Annotated in this window: 16 protein-coding genes, 3 tRNA genes and 1 riboswitch; of the genes, 3 read left to right on the top strand and 16 right to left on the bottom strand. The window is 44.2% G+C overall.

What is annotated here, in order from left to right; genetic code table 11:
• Nucleotides 1-72 precede the first annotated feature (72 nt).
• The 4 genes from ACW689_RS10160 to orn all read right to left on the bottom strand — a co-directional run bounded on the left by ACW689_RS10160 (nucleotide 73) and on the right by orn (nucleotide 1,083).
• Nucleotides 73-148: transfer RNA gene (locus tag ACW689_RS10160), tRNA-Gly, on the bottom strand.
• 69 nt (nucleotides 149-217) lie between these two features.
• A tRNA-Gly gene (locus tag ACW689_RS10155) sits at nucleotides 218-293 on the bottom strand.
• 69 nt (nucleotides 294-362) lie between these two features.
• Nucleotides 363-438 (bottom strand) — tRNA-Gly (locus ACW689_RS10150).
• A gap of 99 nt (nucleotides 439-537) precedes the next feature.
• Nucleotides 538-1,083, bottom strand: a complete 546-nt coding sequence (orn, locus tag ACW689_RS10145; RefSeq protein WP_476290925.1) for an oligoribonuclease — start codon at nucleotides 1,081-1,083, stop codon at nucleotides 538-540.
• Nucleotides 1,084-1,287: 204 nt separating this feature from the next.
• Here orn and rsgA point away from each other — a divergent pair, with 204 nt between their 5' ends.
• Both rsgA and asd read left to right on the top strand, forming a co-directional pair.
• Nucleotides 1,288-2,346, top strand: coding sequence for a small ribosomal subunit biogenesis GTPase RsgA (rsgA, locus tag ACW689_RS10140; RefSeq protein WP_476290923.1), 1,059 nt, complete (start codon nucleotides 1,288-1,290; stop codon nucleotides 2,344-2,346).
• A gap of 42 nt (nucleotides 2,347-2,388) precedes the next feature.
• The gene (gene asd, locus ACW689_RS10135) at nucleotides 2,389-3,255 is read left to right on the top strand and encodes an archaetidylserine decarboxylase (protein ID WP_476290921.1); all 867 of its coding nucleotides are present in this window, start codon (nucleotides 2,389-2,391) and stop codon (nucleotides 3,253-3,255) included.
• Between the two features lie 44 nt (nucleotides 3,256-3,299).
• On the opposite strand, the gene ACW689_RS10130 is transcribed toward asd, so the two are convergent.
• The 8 genes from ACW689_RS10130 to ACW689_RS10095 all read right to left on the bottom strand — a co-directional run bounded on the left by ACW689_RS10130 (nucleotide 3,300) and on the right by ACW689_RS10095 (nucleotide 10,806).
• Entirely contained in the window at nucleotides 3,300-4,049 is a 750-nt protein-coding gene (locus ACW689_RS10130; RefSeq protein WP_476290919.1) for a HesA/MoeB/ThiF family protein, read from the bottom strand.
• A 3-nt stretch (nucleotides 4,050-4,052) separates the two neighbouring features.
• Nucleotides 4,053-5,573 (bottom strand): thiamine phosphate synthase, encoded by a 1,521-nt coding sequence (gene thiE, locus ACW689_RS10125; protein WP_476290917.1) that lies wholly within the window; start codon nucleotides 5,571-5,573, stop codon nucleotides 4,053-4,055.
• Between the two features lie 20 nt (nucleotides 5,574-5,593).
• Nucleotides 5,594-6,385 (bottom strand): thiazole synthase, encoded by a 792-nt coding sequence (locus tag ACW689_RS10120; RefSeq protein ID WP_476290915.1) that lies wholly within the window; start codon nucleotides 6,383-6,385, stop codon nucleotides 5,594-5,596.
• Nucleotides 6,386-6,388: 3 nt separating this feature from the next.
• Entirely contained in the window at nucleotides 6,389-6,583 is a 195-nt protein-coding gene (gene thiS / locus ACW689_RS10115) for a sulfur carrier protein ThiS (protein WP_476290913.1), read from the bottom strand.
• Complete coding sequence (locus tag ACW689_RS10110; protein WP_476290911.1) at nucleotides 6,580-7,605, bottom strand: FAD-dependent oxidoreductase; 1,026 nt, start codon at nucleotides 7,603-7,605, stop codon at nucleotides 6,580-6,582. The genes thiS and ACW689_RS10110 overlap by 4 nt, the downstream gene beginning before the upstream one ends.
• A gap of 101 nt (nucleotides 7,606-7,706) precedes the next feature.
• Nucleotides 7,707-9,659 carry a phosphomethylpyrimidine synthase ThiC gene (gene thiC, locus ACW689_RS10105; RefSeq protein WP_476290909.1) on the bottom strand — a complete coding sequence of 651 codons (1,953 nt, stop codon included), beginning with the start codon at nucleotides 9,657-9,659 and terminating at the stop codon, nucleotides 7,707-7,709.
• A 123-nt stretch (nucleotides 9,660-9,782) separates the two neighbouring features.
• Nucleotides 9,783-9,883, bottom strand: a riboswitch (TPP riboswitch).
• Between the two features lie 29 nt (nucleotides 9,884-9,912).
• Nucleotides 9,913-10,311, bottom strand: a complete 399-nt coding sequence (locus ACW689_RS10100) for an META domain-containing protein (protein WP_476290907.1) — start codon at nucleotides 10,309-10,311, stop codon at nucleotides 9,913-9,915.
• 105 nt (nucleotides 10,312-10,416) lie between these two features.
• Nucleotides 10,417-10,806: an acyl-CoA thioesterase gene (locus ACW689_RS10095; protein WP_476290905.1), complete on the bottom strand. Its 390-nt coding sequence runs from the start codon at nucleotides 10,804-10,806 to the stop codon at nucleotides 10,417-10,419.
• A 124-nt stretch (nucleotides 10,807-10,930) separates the two neighbouring features.
• On the opposite strand from ACW689_RS10095, the gene ACW689_RS10090 reads away from it, so the two are divergent.
• A complete protein-coding gene (locus ACW689_RS10090; RefSeq protein WP_476290903.1) occupies nucleotides 10,931-12,991 on the top strand; it encodes a TonB-dependent receptor in 2,061 nt (686 codons plus the stop codon).
• A 62-nt stretch (nucleotides 12,992-13,053) separates the two neighbouring features.
• Here ACW689_RS10090 and speD read toward each other — a convergent pair whose 3' ends face one another.
• The 4 genes from speD to astD form a co-directional block, all read right to left on the bottom strand.
• Complete coding sequence (gene speD, locus ACW689_RS10085; protein ID WP_476290901.1) at nucleotides 13,054-13,863, bottom strand: adenosylmethionine decarboxylase; 810 nt, start codon at nucleotides 13,861-13,863, stop codon at nucleotides 13,054-13,056.
• A 91-nt stretch (nucleotides 13,864-13,954) separates the two neighbouring features.
• Entirely contained in the window at nucleotides 13,955-14,362 is a 408-nt protein-coding gene (locus tag ACW689_RS10080; RefSeq protein WP_476290899.1) for an OsmC family protein, read from the bottom strand.
• Nucleotides 14,363-14,438: 76 nt separating this feature from the next.
• Nucleotides 14,439-14,774, bottom strand: coding sequence for a DUF3802 family protein (locus tag ACW689_RS10075; protein ID WP_105166728.1), 336 nt, complete (start codon nucleotides 14,772-14,774; stop codon nucleotides 14,439-14,441).
• Nucleotides 14,775-14,951: 177 nt separating this feature from the next.
• Complete coding sequence (gene astD / locus ACW689_RS10070; RefSeq protein ID WP_476290897.1) at nucleotides 14,952-16,424, bottom strand: succinylglutamate-semialdehyde dehydrogenase; 1,473 nt, start codon at nucleotides 16,422-16,424, stop codon at nucleotides 14,952-14,954.
• Between the last annotated feature and the right edge of the window lie 3 nt (nucleotides 16,425-16,427).

Here is a 16,427-nt window from a genome sequence, read left to right as displayed (position 1 = left end):
GCGCTAAACAACTAGATTCAATAGTAATTATATGAGGAAGAATAATTTTGATTAAGTGGGATATCAAAAGATTGGAGCGGCACACGAGGTTCGAACTCGTGACCTCGACCTTGGCAAGGTCGCGCTCTACCAGCTGAGCTAGTGCCGCTTCATAGGTGCTCATAATTTTTGACTGATGAGGTGCTTATAAACAGTCATAGAGCATATTAAGAAAATTTGGAGCGGCACACGAGGTTCGAACTCGTGACCTCAACCTTGGCAAGGTTGCGCTCTACCAGCTGAGCTAGTGCCGCTTCATAGTTACTCATAATTTTTGACTGATGAGGTGATTCTAAACAGTCATAGAGCATATTAAGAAAATTTGGAGCGGCACACGAGGTTCGAACTCGTGACCTCGACCTTGGCAAGGTCGCGCTCTACCAGCTGAGCTAGTGCCGCATACAATTTTTCTTTACTTTAGATTAAAAACCCCGCAAGGCTTCTCGTCTTAAGCGGGGCAGGATTCTACAACATAAAAAATGCTTTGCAAGTATTTTTTTAAATATTGAAGAACTTTTCTTGGTAGATTTTTAATTCCATAATGGAATCTTTGATATCGTCGAGTGCTAAGTGTGAACTTTTCTTTTTCACTTCACCTAATAACTCAGGCTTCCAGCGACGAGCTAGCTCTTTTACGGTACTTACATCTAGATTTCGATAGTGGAAATACGCTTCAAGCTCAGGCATATATTTATTTAAAAAACGACGGTCTTGGCCAATTGAATTACCACACATCGGTGATTTAGCTGGCGGTACCCAGCCTTTAAGAAAATCGAGCGTTTGTTTAATGGCGTCTTCTTCCGTTAACTTGCTGGCTTTACAGCGTGCAGTTAAGCCAGAGCGGCCGTGTTGGTTAGTGCACCACTCGTCCATACCATCGAGCAGTTCATCACTTTGATGAATCGCAATAACAGGGCCTTCCGCCAATATGTTTAGGTCGCAATCGGTGATCACGGTGGCAATTTCGAGGATTTTATCTGTTTTAGGTTCTAGACCCGTCATTTCGAGGTCAAGCCAGATCAAGTTAGATTCATTAAACGACATAGACTACCTTAGCGGTACTTTCCTTTAGATCCAATGCAATTAGATATATCATATTAGCTTCACCAGTTGACCTAAAGCTTTTTTTTAAAAAGCGGGGCATTTAATTGAGTTATAGACCAATTACATGCAGCTCACAAAACAAACAGTACAGGAATAGGCAAATTTAAACAAATTATCTTATTTCTGGCGGTAGACCAAATTAACATGGCAAAAAAGAAAAAACTTAGTAAAGGCCAATCCAGACGGATCAGCGCCAACCATCAAAAGCGTTTGCACAAAGCGAAACAGCTGGATGCAAGCCAACTAGAGACCACATGGCAAACAGATAACCTAGGTCCAATTGAACCTGCCGTAGTGATCAGCCGCTTTGGCCAACATGCCGATATTGAAACAGCGCAAGGAGACATACTACGCTGCAATATCAGACGAACGATAAAGAGCCTTGTTTGTGGTGATGAAGTATTCTTCCGCCGCGCTAAGGTGAGCGATGGTGACTTAGCTGGTGTAATTGAAACCACAGAAGAACGCCGTTCGCAACTGACTCGTCCCGACTTTTACGACGGAGTGAAAGTGGTCGCAGCGAATATCGACCAAATACTCATGGTGTCTGCAGTGCTGCCCGAGTTCACACCGCATATTATCGATCGTTACTTAGTTGCCTGTGAAGATATGGGTATTGAGCCTATTCTTCTGCTCAACAAAGTAGATTTACTGGATGATGAAAGCCGCCAATATATCGAAGAGGTTTTAGATATATATCGAGAGCTCGGTTATCAAGTCTTGTTAGTGAGCAATAAAACCGGTGAAGGTATCGACGAGTTAAAGCAACAACTTGCGGGAAAAAACAATATTTTTGTTGGCCAATCTGGTGTCGGTAAATCAACTTTGGTTAATACAGTATTGCCCAATGCAGATATTTTAACTCAAGAAGTATCTGAAAACAGTGGTTTAGGACAACACACCACAACAGTATCACGTTTACATCACCTTCCTAGTGGCGGTAATCTAATTGACTCACCAGGCATTCGTGAATTTGGCCTTTGGCACTTGGAAGTAGAACGCGTGACTTGGTGCTTTAAAGAATTTAGAGAATTTATCGGGGGTTGTCGTTTTCGTGACTGCAAGCATTTAAATGATCCTGGTTGCTTACTCGTTGAAGCCGTCAACGAAGGTAAAATAAGCGAGTTACGCTTTGACAGCTATCATCGTATTTTAGAATCGATGGCCGATGGTCGCGCAGGTGCTCGCGCACCGCGTGTTTAAATCTATGCTACTATCAGCAAAATTTTTACAGGAAATAACAACGTGAACTTGGATAAATTTAAAATTGCTATGCAGTACGCACTGCCAAAGCACGCGTTATCACGCATAGTCGGTAAACTTGCTGCCGCAGAGGCGGGTGCACTGACCACGCAATTAATTAAGTTATTTATCAAACAGTACAAAATTGATATGAGTGAGGCGCTACATGAAGACCCTGCTCATTATAAAACATTCAATGAGTTTTTTACTCGGCCTCTAAAGCTTGGTATTCGTCCACTGGCACAAGAAAGCAATATCATTGCTCACCCAGTGGATGGCGCGATTAGCCAGCTGGGTGACGTCGTTGATGGACAAATCATTCAGGCCAAAGGACACGATTACAGTTTGCAAACTCTACTCGGTGGAAAAGAAGACGACTTTTTACCTTTTAATGGCGGTAAGTTCGCGACTATTTACTTGGCTCCCAAAGATTATCACCGTATTCACATGCCAATTGATGGCACGCTGAAGCGTATGATTTACGTACCGGGTGATTTATTCTCAGTCAATCCGTTAACCGCGCAGAATGTACCTAACCTGTTTGCGCGTAACGAACGTGTGGTTGCCATCTTTGACACCGAAATTGGCCCGCTTGCCATGGTGCTAGTAGGGGCAACCATCGTTGCCAGCATCGAAACCATTTGGGCAGGCACGGTAACGCCACCGGCGGGCAAAGATGTATTCAGTTGGGATTACCCAGCAACTGGTAGTAATGCTGTGTCGTTGAAAAAAGGCGAGGAAATGGGTCGCTTTAAACTTGGCTCAACTGTGATTTTAGCCTGGGGCGCAAATCAAGCTAACTTTTTAGACAGTGAACTACCGGAAACAGTTACACGGATGGGTACGCCGTTCGCAACCATCACAAAGTAGCAACTTTACTCCTAAGGCCAATCGACGTATTGGCCTTAATACTTTTACACTTTAGTACTACATGCACCACAATCTGGGTCTTTGATAATTTGCCAAGCGCTCTGCTTAAGCGTCATACCATCTACACTCGCAAAATAACTCCCTCTGTGATGGCCTAAAACGGTGTTCACAGCTAACAACGCTTGCTGAGCACCAATTACACCAAGCAACGGACTCAATACGCCAAAATTGTCGCAGTTGGTATTATCTACACTATCACTTTTTGGAAATACACAGGCATAACAAGGTCCGTTCTCTCGAAAATCAAAACACATGACTTGCCCTGAAGTCGCGATGGCCGCACCTGAGATCAAGACTTTTTTGTGTTCTAAACAATAACTGTTTAGCAAATAGCGGGTTTCGAAGTTGTCACTACAATCAAGTACAATATCTGCTTGCGCCAGCAAAGCATGAACATTATCACTTGTGACTTGAGCATGGGTGGGGTTAAGCACAATTTTGTTGTTTAAGCTCGCTAATACCTTGCTCGCAGCCTGACTTTTTGCTTGGCCTATATGACTGACTTTATACAAGATCTGGCGCTGTAAGTTAGACAGTTCTACTTCATCGTCATCTATAAAAGTGAGCGTACCGACACCACTTGCCGCCAAATAAAACAGCGCGGGACTGCCCAAACCGCCACAACCCACAACAACAATATGAGCACTTTTGAGCGCAATTTGACCTTGCTCCCCGATCTCTTTTAGCAACAAATGACGGCTATATCTCAGTCGCTCTTTATCATCGAGCGCCATTGCTTAGTGTTGCTCCAAAGAAGCTTGAAGTTGCTCGATTGCTTTAGCGTAGTCGTCAGATTCAGTAATCGCTCTGACCACGGCAATGCTGCCGACTCCAGTTTTGACAACATCAGGTGCTACCGATAGATCAATTCCGCCTATGGCGACCGTTGGATAATGTTCAGCCATCAAGGGCACGAAGTGAGATAGCTTTTCCAACCCTTGAATTAGTCCCGTCATGTCTTTGGTCGTGGTCGGGTAAATTGCCCCAAAAGCCAGATAACTGGGACGATAATTATGTGCTCTGAGCATTTCATAAAAGCCATGCGTGGACAGCCCCAATCGTAACCCAGCTTGCTGAATGGCTTGCAAGTTCGCGTCACTGAGGTCTTCTTGTCCCAAGTGCACACCGTAAGCACCATGCTTAATAGCCAATTGCCAGTGATCGTTAATAAACACCCGTGCCTGATATTTTTGGCCTAAAGTGACTGCGGTCTGGATGTCGTTTTCGAGGGTATCGAGGTCAGCATTTTTAACCCTCAGCTGTACAGTAGGTACACCAGCCGATAAACACTTCTCCACCCAATCAATGCTATCTACGACAGCATACAACCCCAAATCACCATCCGTATCGGCAAAACCTGCTGCAAAATTAAATGGATTCGGTTGCTCAAACTCCAACTCATCAGCAAGCCAACTGCCCGCTTCGATCACCTGTGGGTAGTACTCTAACGCTTCAGGAAAGCCAGTATGAGCAACCGGGCCAATTCCCTCTCCATATCGCTGCGCTTGTGCTAAGCCTTTATTGATATAAGCCTTGGCCAAAATAAAAGCATCCTTTAACGGGTAGCCTTTAGCTAAGCAAGCCGCGATGGCTGAGGATAAACTACACCCAGTGCCATGAGTATGCGGTGTATTCACCGCTTCATTGCCCAGCCAATATTCTTGCTCTTCTGATATACAGTAATCGACACAATAACCTTGCGGATAATCCCAATGTCCGCCCTTAATCACGACTGAACCAACACCCAAGCGCTGCAGCTTTTGTGCGGCTTCACGTACCGCGCTTGGGCCAATTAGATAAACGCCCGTGAGTAACTGCGTTTCTTGCGTATTAGGCGTGATCACATCTACCAGCGGTAACAAATGCGTTTTTAGCGCATCAATAGTGTCTTCTTCAGTGAGCTGATCGCCACTGCTAGCAATGGCGACAGGGTCATAGACTACCAGAGGTGGCTCTGCCCATTTCGTTTTGAAGTAATTTATGTGCTCTGCAACAAGCTGTATTTGCTGCACATTAGCAAGCATGCCTATTTTAATAACACGGGCAGGCAGGTCGGTTGCTAAAGCTTGCAATTGAGATTCTATCACTTCAGTTGAGGTTGAGTTCAAGGCCTCAACTCCCATGCTATTTTGTGCTGTAAGCGCTGTGACAACGGTGCAGCCATGCACACCAAAGCTGTGCATGGCTTTAATATCCGCTTGAATGCCTGCACCACCGCCAGAGTCCGAACCCGCAATACTCCAAACTACTTGTGCCATTTCAGACTCCTATTTATTCATTAATTTTGATGCCAAAACGGCATTCCCATGGTGGGGGTGGATGGCGCGGCAACGTCTTTTTCTGGCATAGCCTGCGCAACATAAGCTGCTCGACCCGCCTGCACCGCAAAGTTAAATGCTGAGGCCATTGTAACTGGGCACCCTGCTCCTGCAATTGCCGAGTTAAGCAATACGGCATCATACCCCATTTCCAGCGCTTGGCAGGCATGGGACGGTAGGCCCAACCCTGCGTCAACAATCAAAGTCATGTCAGGTAAACGTTGTCTGATCATGGCAAGGTTATATGGATTTAATAGGCCCTTTCCTGTACCAATGGGCGCCCCCCAAGGCATCAACACTTCGCAACCAAGCGCAGCCAAACGCTGGCATAATACTAAATCATCCGTGCAGTAAGGTAATACTTTGAAGCCATCTTGCAGTAAGGTTTCTGTTGCTTCCAACAAAGCAACCGGATCGGGTTGCAAGTTATATTCATCGCCAATCAGTTCTAGCTTGATCCAATCCGTGGCAAACACTTCTCTGCACATTTGCGCAAGTGTCACAGCTTCTTTGACACTGTGGCAACCGGCGGTGTTTGGCAACACAGTCAAGCCTGTTTCTTTAATAAGTTGCCAGAAATCTTCCCCTGCTGAAACTGAGTTTTGACGGCGCAGTGAAACAGTGACAATTTGTGACCGTGACGCCTTAATTGATTTTTGCATGACCTGTGGCGATGGATACAAGGCTGAGCCTATTAACAAACGGCTTTCGAACGTTTGCCCGTAAATAGTGAACGGTTTATCTTCTCTCATCACTTACCCACCTTGAATAGGCGATAACAGTTCAATACTGTCACCGTCATTCAGCATCGTTGATTGGCATTGACTACGTGGCATAAACTGGCCATTTAGCGCCACTGCATAAGGCTCTTTAGCCTCTGTACTGTTGATAAATGCTTGCAGGCTTTGTTCGCTTGATTCCATCGTCTGACCATTAAATATTATTTTCACAATAACTCCTTACTCAATGCTTGCTGTACGACGGCTGGTGCAAGCAAATAACCATGACGATATAGGCCATTGATACTAATTACATTGCCCTCGGTAGTAATGTGTGGGCGATTATCGCTAAAAGCCGGTCTTAGCCCTGCACTTATCGCCATAACACGCGCCTCAGCAAAACCACTATGAATTGTATAAGCCGCGGAAAGTAGCTCAAGGGTTGAGCGTACCGTAATAGGTCCATCATCCTGTGATTCGATTTCGGTTGCGCCAATAACAAACTCATTATTCGGTTTCGGGGCGACATATATAGGATAGCGTGGATGCATTAGCCGCACGGGTCTAGTAAAGGTCACCTCTGGTGCATAGATACGTGCAACCTCTCCTCGCACGCCGCGCAAACCATCTCGCTGTGATTTAGCACCAATACCACGACAATCAATAACCCAATCAAACGATTCGCCATTTACTTGTGCAACACCCTGTTTATTGCGCTCAAGCATGACCCGTTTGCCAAAGTAGAACTGGCATTCGGTATTTTGCAGCTGCGCAAAGCTTGCTTTGTAAAAAGCCAAGTTATCTAGCTGCCCTTCACTAGGTAAATAAATACCTTGGTGAAAACGCCCTGCCAATTCAGGCTCTAGTTTTGAAATATCATGACTTGTAACATGCAAGGCCTGATGCCCAGCTAACGGTTTTAAACGTTGTTCAAAGCTACGTAAATCGCCCATATCTTGCTGATGTGCAACGATTAGCGTTCCAGCTTGTTGATACATCACAGGCAAAGGCAACGAGTCCAATAGTTTGGGCCATAATGCCATAGACTCAACACCCATCAGTGCAAGATCCGCCTCACAGATCACCGATTCAGCCATCGGGGCAAGCATTGCTGCAGCAAGCGCACCAGCACCATTGTTGTCTGGCGTGTCGGCCGCTTCAAAAATACTCAGCTGATACCGCTCTTGTAGCATTAAAGCCGCAACTCGACCAACCAAACCAAACCCTAATATCGCTACCTTTGGTTTTTTCATACTTTATGTCTGCCATCTGCAATTTTGTTTTCAAAGGTGATGCTGCTCTGTGCATGCATCACCGATTTCACGCTCGCGCATAAAGCGCTATACAGATGAACTTAAATTGCTTTGTGGTACAGTTCAGAACCCGTTTGTTTAAACTCTTCTGACTTCGCTTGCATTTCAGCTTCGATATCAACCATTTTGATCTCAATCGCATCACCCACGTTATTTGGGTCTATGCCTTTTGATTCCAAATCTTTGGCATAATCACGCACTTCTTGGGTGATCTTCATTGAGCAAAACTTAGGACCGCACATAGAACAAAAATGTGCCACCTTACCCGATTCTTGCGGCAGTGTTTCATCGTGATACTCACGTGCACGCTCGGGATCTAAGCCTAAGTTGAATTGATCGTGCCAACGAAATTCAAAGCGTGCTTTTGACAAGGCGTTATCTCGCACTTGTGCACCTGGATGACCTTTAGCTAAGTCTGCTGCGTGTGCGGCTATTTTGTAGGTGATCAAACCTTCTTTAACATCTTCTTTATTAGGTAAACCTAAGTGCTCTTTTGGTGTTACATAACACAACATAGCACACCCATACCAAGCAATTTGTGCTGCTCCAATACCTGAAGTGAAATGGTCATAGCCCGGTGCAATATCCGTTGTTAGTGGACCAAGAGTATAAAATGGTGCTTCGTGACAATGCTCAAGCTGTTCTTTCATATTTTGCTCAATCATGTGCATTGGCACGTGTCCTGGGCCTTCAATGAACACTTGCACATCATGCTTCCAAGCAAGTCTGGTTAACTCGCCCAATGTACGTAACTCAGAAAATTGAGCCTCATCGTTAGCATCTGCAATGGAGCCTGGACGTAAGCCATCCCCTAACGAGAAACACACATCGTACTGCTTCATGATCTCGCAAATATCTTCAAAATGGGTATATAGAAAATTTTCTTTGTGGTGCGCCAAACACCACTTCGCCATGATAGAACCACCACGAGACACAATCCCTGTAACACGTTTAGCCGTCATTGGTACATAACGTAAAAGTACACCAGCATGGATCGTGAAGTAATCTACGCCCTGCTCCGCCTGCTCAATTAACGTATCACGAAAAATTTCCCATGTAAGATCTTCTGCGACGCCATTTACTTTTTCGAGTGCTTGATAGATTGGCACAGTACCAATTGGCACAGGAGAATTACGGACCACCCACTCACGAGTTTCATGAATATAGCGACCTGTTGATAAGTCCATCACTGTGTCCGCGCCCCAACGGGTCGACCAAACCAGTTTTTCAACTTCTTCTTCAATAGACGAAGTCACCGATGAATTACCTATGTTGGCGTTAACCTTGACTAAGAAGTTACGGCCCACAATCATGGGTTCAGATTCTGGGTGATTGATGTTATTTGGTAAAATGGCGCGCCCACGCGCTATTTCATCTCGCACAAACTCAGGCGTAATAAATTCAGGTATTGACGCACCAAAAGATTGGCCTTTATGCTGCTGAGCTAATAACTCTTCGCGTATTTTTGCGCGGCCCATATTTTCGCGAATGGCAACGTATTCCATTTCTGGTGTTACGATCCCCTGACGCGCATAGTGCATTTGCGTTACGTTTTTACCCGCCTTGGCACGACGAATTTTCGGCAAATGTTCAAAACGAATGTGATCTAGCCCCTCATCAGCCATACGCTGTTGAGAAAACTTAGATGTCACAGAGTCTAACCACTCAGTATCATCGCGTGCATCAATCCACTCTTTACGCAGTTTAGGTAAACCTTCACGCACATTCAGTTTAAAATCAGGGTCTGTATATGGGCCTGAAGTATCGTAAACACGTACAGGCTCATTTTTCTCGTAAACCGGATTGTCTTCGGTGCCACCAACAAAGCTATCGGAAAGGGTAATTTCACGCATACCTACACGCACACCCGCTCGTTCCCCTTCAACATATACTTTGTGTGAGCTAGGAAAAGGTTGTCCCGTAAGGTTATAAATAAATTCAGATGCCGCGGCACGACTTTCACGACGAGATGGTTTGCTACTATTGTTTGACATGACTTGCCTCATTGATATTTAAGGTGTCTTGTCAGATCTCCAAAATGGAGCGAGATGAGGTTGCCCTCAGATGATCAGATTTTATGCGTGCATAAAATCTTGCAGCCAACAAACAGATGTTTGCACTACAGGCAGCTTGTTCCCTACGCAGGTTTTAACCTGATCAGGTTCACGGATCCCGCATAAATGCGATCTCAGCCCTATGGGCACTCCGACAAGTAACGAATTGACAATGAGTGTACTGAAGAAGTGTTCAGCCTGCAACTTGAAACCGTAATTCTGGCTGCCCTTTAAAAATAAGCACGCCATTGACCATAGTGATAGGTACGCCTTTTTCCAACATTTTTAGCAATACCTGTTCTGTTGTATTGGTGTTGGCATCGCATAGTTTACGCGTCATACCTAACTGACTAACTTGCAAACGACTTTCTGACAAAAGCCCTTGACCAAAAAAGCGATTACACCCCGCGTTTCCTGCTACCTGCATTGCTTCAATAAATTCGATAGATATCGGGCTATTTTTAATAGCTTTACCCGCCATGTGCGTTAATTGCCAATGAGTGTATTTAAGGTGTGTTTCTTCTACAATCCCTGTAGATGCACAACCAAATAACAGCGCACTCAACACGCATGATTGTATAAATGCTTTCATGGTTAATCGATCACTTCTAAGTTAATGTAATTATACATACTTAATCTATTCTCACGGTAAAAAGTGCCTCTTTAACGATGAAAAACGCAAGTTTTAACGATTTTATCAAACATAAAGCCTTTCAATTTCCTTACACAGGAACGGTCGACCTCGTTCATTGACCGAAGTGCCTGTTACGATGGCATCTAACATCAACTTATCGTCCGTTTTTCTCACAACCTTTTGATGAAAAGCAAACTTTAATTTTGAAGCTCTATCCACTTCCACTTCAACATAAAATTCATCACCAGGTTTAAGCGAATCCTTAAAGTTCATTTCACTACGAATCACCACAAGATTAATTTTTTGCTCTGCCAATGCTGCAAAATCAACTTGCTTAGATAATAGGAATTCATGACGCGCATGTTCGAGGTAATTAAAGTAAACACCATTGTTGACAATCCCTTGCAAATCACACTCATAATCACGTACTTTAAAGTCCACACGAAATACCACACTGACTCCTTGAAAAGTTACCTAGAAAAATGTGTCGACGTTATAACACATTTATACGTAATTTAGGTTTTAACCCACTCGTCATTTGTTAAAATATGCGCAACTCAATGAACAGCAAAGAACTATGACCGCAAAATACTCTCTAATTAGCGCTACAATTATTGCACTTTTATCATCTGGTGCAGCCGCAGAAGAAACCCCGATGGAAACCATCGAAGTCACGGGCGATTTTAAACGCGAAAGCCTGCAGACTCTAAGCGCAAGCGCCACTATCATGGGCGATGACTTGATCACAACCCGAGGTGCAAACTATTTAGATCAAATATTAAATAGTGCCGCCAATGTTAACTTTACAGCAGGCGCGTCACGCGGTCGCTTTGTACAAATTCGTGGCGTCGGACTGCGCTCTCAATTTGTTGATCCAATTCATCCAAGTGTTGGCATGTTGGTTGATAGCATCGATTACTCAGGCCTAGGTGGTAGTGCGCTATTATTTGATACCGAACAAGTGGCCATTTACCGTGGTCCACAAGGCACACGGTTTGGGGCTGATGCGATGGCTGGCATGGTAGATATACAAACCCGTGCAGCAACGATTGAACCCTCTCTCAACCTGAAGCTAGGCATTGGCAACTACGGCAGCCATGAAGCGGGGTTAGCAGGTGGTACCGGGATTACCGACAGTACTGCAATCCGTGCAAGTTACTACCAACAAGAATCGGATGGCTATACAGATAACTTGTACTTGGGCGATAAAACCCAGAGCCAAGATGAGCAGGTGGCACGTATTAAGTTACACACGCGCTGGAATGATACGCTAAGTACTCAGCTAGTGGCACATCACATCGATATTGATAATGGCTATGATGGCTTCTCGCTCAATAACGACAGAAAAAGCAGCTCAGACGAACCGGGACAAGATAACCAAAAGAGCAATGCCATTGCGCTTAGCACAAATTACAGCGGAGCCGAGTTATTCGACTTAACTATTTTAGTGAGCCAACTCAACGGCAATACACTGTATAGTTACGATGAAGATTGGACATGTAACGATGCAAGCCAAGCAAATATATGCGCTGCCGGCCTGCACCCATATGGATATAGCTCAACCGACCGCTACCTGCGAGAACATGACAGAGGGACCTTAGAGTTAACGCTCTCAGATAAGGCGCAAAACTGGGTAACAGGTCTATCAGCCAAACGTAAACAAGTACAGCTAACTCGAAAACAAGCGTTCACCTCAAACTATGATGTTAGCCACATAGCGTTGTTTGGCCAGAAGATCACACCATTGTCGGAAAAAACAGACCTCATCACAGGCTTACGCGCAGAGCATTACAACACCGACTATTTTGACTCCAATACCATCACGGGTGATACCGACGATTGGATGTGGGGTGCCAAGGTGGCACTTGAGTACCAAGTTGTGCCAAGAACTATGATTTACACCAGCCTGACCAGAGGCTATAAAATTGGTGGTATTAATGGCCAAGCCCTTGCTCAAGCGAAAGATGAAGGCATACACATCACGCAAAGCAATGAAAGCTTTGCACCTGAGTATATGTGGAATGCGGAGTTTGGCGTTAAAGGGAGCTCAGAAGACAACCGCCATACGGTTCGCATCAGCGCTTTTTATATGCACAGAGATGATATGCAACTGAAGCGTTCATTCGAAATTCAAAAGAAATTTATTGAATATATTGATAATGCGACTGAAGGACGGAACTACGGATTAGAAATTGAAGGTAACTTACAATATACCGACAGCCTAAGTTTTGCTTACAGTCTAGGTTATTTAGATAGCAAAGTAGAAGGTAGCTTTGCTGATATTAACCTTGATGGTAGAGAACAAGCTCAAGCGCCAAAATATCAATATGCTTTCTCGGCCAGCTATTCGCTCACTGAAAATTTAATCACTGAAATATCAATAGAAGGAAAGGACGATTATTATCATTCTATCAACCATGCAGCAGAAGCTAATAGCACCAATATACTGAATGCCAGCGTTAGCTATCAAAGGAACCACTGGTCACTTACCGCATGGGGGCGTAACTTAGCGGACACAGACACACAGGTACGCGGCTTTAGTTTCCCAAATAACCCGTTGAATGACTATCTCACCGAAACCTACGTGCAATACGGTGAGCCTCGCTTAGTCGGCTTGACATTTAAGTATGAAATATAGGTAAGAAGAGTCAATCGACATAAAAAAAGCGCTCAATGAGCGCTTTTTTTATCGATATAACATCAATCCACTTCAGGAAGGTTACGCCCGTAGAAGACTTCTTGGATCTCACGATCTAGACGGGCACGGATCTCCGCTTCTTCTTCATCACTTAAGTCATCTGTAGTGATACCAAACAGGTAAGTATTCAAATCTGTTTCTTTGAGCATCATTTTAGTGTGAAACAAGTTTTCTTGATACACATTGACATCCAACATCTGATACGCTTCTTTCGTGTCTTCTGTCATATAGTTTTGGATCGAGTGGATAGCATGATCGATATAGTGTTTAACACCAGTCACATCACGCGTAAAGCCACGAACACGGTAATCAATGGTTACCACATCTGATTCCAATGAGTGGATCAAGAAGTTTAATGCCTTCAGTGGGGAAATAACACCACACGTAGATACCTCAATATCTGCACGGAAAGTACAAATACCATCATTCGGGTGGGCTTCAGGATAAGTATGTACACAAATATGACTCTTATCCAAATGCGCAACAACAGACTCAGGCAAAGGCCCTGGTGTTTCATTGCTATCAAATGTCTGTTGTTCAACAGGCTCTTCCGATACCAAAATTGTTACACTTGCCCCTTGCGGCTCGTAATCTTGACGCGCAATGTTTAATACGTTTGCACCAATAATATCAACTACGTCTCTAAGAATATCTGTAAGACGGTCAGCGCTATACTGCTCGTCAATGTACTCTAAATATTCCTTACGTTGTTGCTCTGTTTTGGCGTAACAAATATCGTATATGCTAAAGCTTAAACTCTTAGTTAAGTTGTTAAAGCCATGGAGTTTAATTTTATCAAAGGGCTTGTTCACAATAGACCAACCTTCAAACTGTAAATCTGCTTAGCAGAACCAAAAGTTTGCGGATTTTATACGAAAATCACGCTATGAAAAAGCGTTATTTTTACTCGCTTTCAACAACCTCGTGGCTGTGTGTAATTTCCACTGCTTTATCAAGCATTAACGCGACAGAGCAATACTTTTCAGCCGATAATTGAACAGCTCTTGCCAAGTGTTTTTCTGACACGCTACGGCCAGTAACCACAAAGTGTAAGTTAATCTTCTTAAACACTCTAGGCGCAGATTCAGCACGTTCGCTCGTTAGTTGCACTTCAACGTTGTCAAAATCTTGTTTCGCTTTTTTTAATATGCTTACAACATCAACAGATGAACAACACCCTGCTGACATTAAAACCATTTCCATTGGAGATGGAGCCGCACCTTCTGCACCCGCATCAAATACCACATTGTGACCCGATTCAGAGCGCCCTAAAAAGGTATCACCTTCAACCCACTTCACTCTTGCTTGCATAACATACCCTATATAAAAGCAATAACACCGCCAAAAGGCGGTGTATATTTTTAGTTATTCTAATTACAGTAAAATTTTAAACGGCAGAGTCGAACATATTTTTGACCAACCCTGCGAATTCCTCAATGAACTCTCTTTGTTCCACGGTGACACGTTGCTCAGTAACGCTAGACAGCACCTCTTGAAGATCATACACAATGCCGTCAACCTCACGCACTATCAAGCTACGTTGCTCTGTAGTAAGCTCTGAGTGTTGCTCACAGATCCGTATGACATTCTCTGCTATAACGTCTTCGATGAGCTCCATGACCTTAGGGGCACCGGGCTTAATTTCACCAGGCTTCTCAAACAAGGCTAAATTTTGCGTCAGATACATGACTAATTCGTCATAACCTTGCTTATCTAAAACCATCTCTACACCACCTAAGATTTTATTGTCATCTGTTATAGATTTAAGCAGAAACTGACGCCTAATGCTACTTTTGTAGAACAGTGGAAATTAAAAAAAGCAGCCTAAGCTGCTTTTTTTAATAGCAAAGTATTAGCATTCTATCGAAACTCATGAATGCTGTACAATCATGCTAATCACTTAGTCGATGTTTAAGCCAGGGCTTAAAGTACCTGGTAGCGTTACTTTCTCAAGTTCAACAGATGCCACCGGGAAAGCACAGTAGTCAGCCGCATAATAAGCGCTAGCTCTGTGGTTACCTGATGCACCGATGCCACCAAATGGCGCTGCACTTGATGCACCTGTAATTGGTCGGTTCCAGTTCACGATACCAGCACGGATGCGACGCAAAAAGTGATCGTAATCGGCTTCATTATCACCAAGTAAACCCGCCGAAAGACCAAAACTCGTGTCATTGGCTTTTTCGATTGCAGCATCGAAATCGCTATAACGGAATACCTTTAACAACGGACCAAAGTGCTCCTCATCAGGGAAATCTGCCACATTAGTACATTCAATAATGCCTGGTGTTACAAAGCCTGTATTCGGTGTATGCGTCAGCTCCAGCAGTGACTCTCCACCGAGCGCTTGCAATTGTGCTTGTGCTTTTACCATGCCAGCTGCCGCCGCTTCTGAAATCATTGATCCCATAAATGGCTGATCAGCATCATCAAAGTTACCTACTTTTATCGCTTTAGTCGCGCGAAGTAAGTGCTCAAGAATGGCATCACCTTGTGCACCCGTTGGCAAAAATAGTTTACGCGCACAGGTACAACGTTGACCACTTGAGATAAATGCAGACTGAATAATATCGTGTACTACCGCTTTAGTGTCTGATGCATCTTTTACAATCAGCGGGTTATTACCACCCATTTCAAGCGCCAAAATTTTACCTGGCTGACCTGCATACTGCTCATGCAACAAGTGGCCTGTGCGTGAAGAACCAGTAAAGAACAAACCATCAATGCCCTTGTGAGACGCTAATGCTTTACCTGTTTCAACTTCCCCTTGCACAAGGTTAATAACCCCTGCTGGCAAGCCAGCTTGTTGCCATAGCTTTAACGTTAACTCTGCAACATAAGGCGTTAATTCAGAAGGCTTGAAAATAACGGTATTACCAGCCAATAAAGCTGGCACAATGTGACCGTTTGGTAAGTGGCCAGGGAAATTATAAGGACCGAATACAGCAACTACACCGTGTGCCTTGTGGCGAATAATAGCTCGGCCAACTGGCATTGGGTTTTCCACTGTGCCAGTTCTTTCGTGATACGCTTTCTCGGAAATAGCGATTTTACCAACCATAGCACCGGCCTCGGTGCGAGTTTCCCAAAGCGGTTTACCCGTTTCTTTTGCGATCGCAATCGCTAGCTCTTCACTATTTTCTTTGAGAACTTCAGCAAAACGTTTAACGATATCCAAACGCGCAGAGAAATCTAAATCACTCCAAGTGAAAAATGCCTGACGCGCAGCTTTTACAGCTTCATCAACTTGCTCAGCTGTGGCTGAGTTTGCTTGCCAGATCACGTCGTTATTTGCCGGGTTCACAGAGCTAAATGCGCTGCCTAAACCTGCTTTCCATTCACCATTAATCAGTTGGGCAGGATGTGTTGTCATAAT

The sequence above is a fragment of the Pseudoalteromonas sp. ABE4_541 genome, assembly GCF_056312285.1.
The sequence above is the reverse complement of the archived record's forward strand: the minus strand, read 5'-3'. Positions and strand labels throughout refer to the sequence as shown.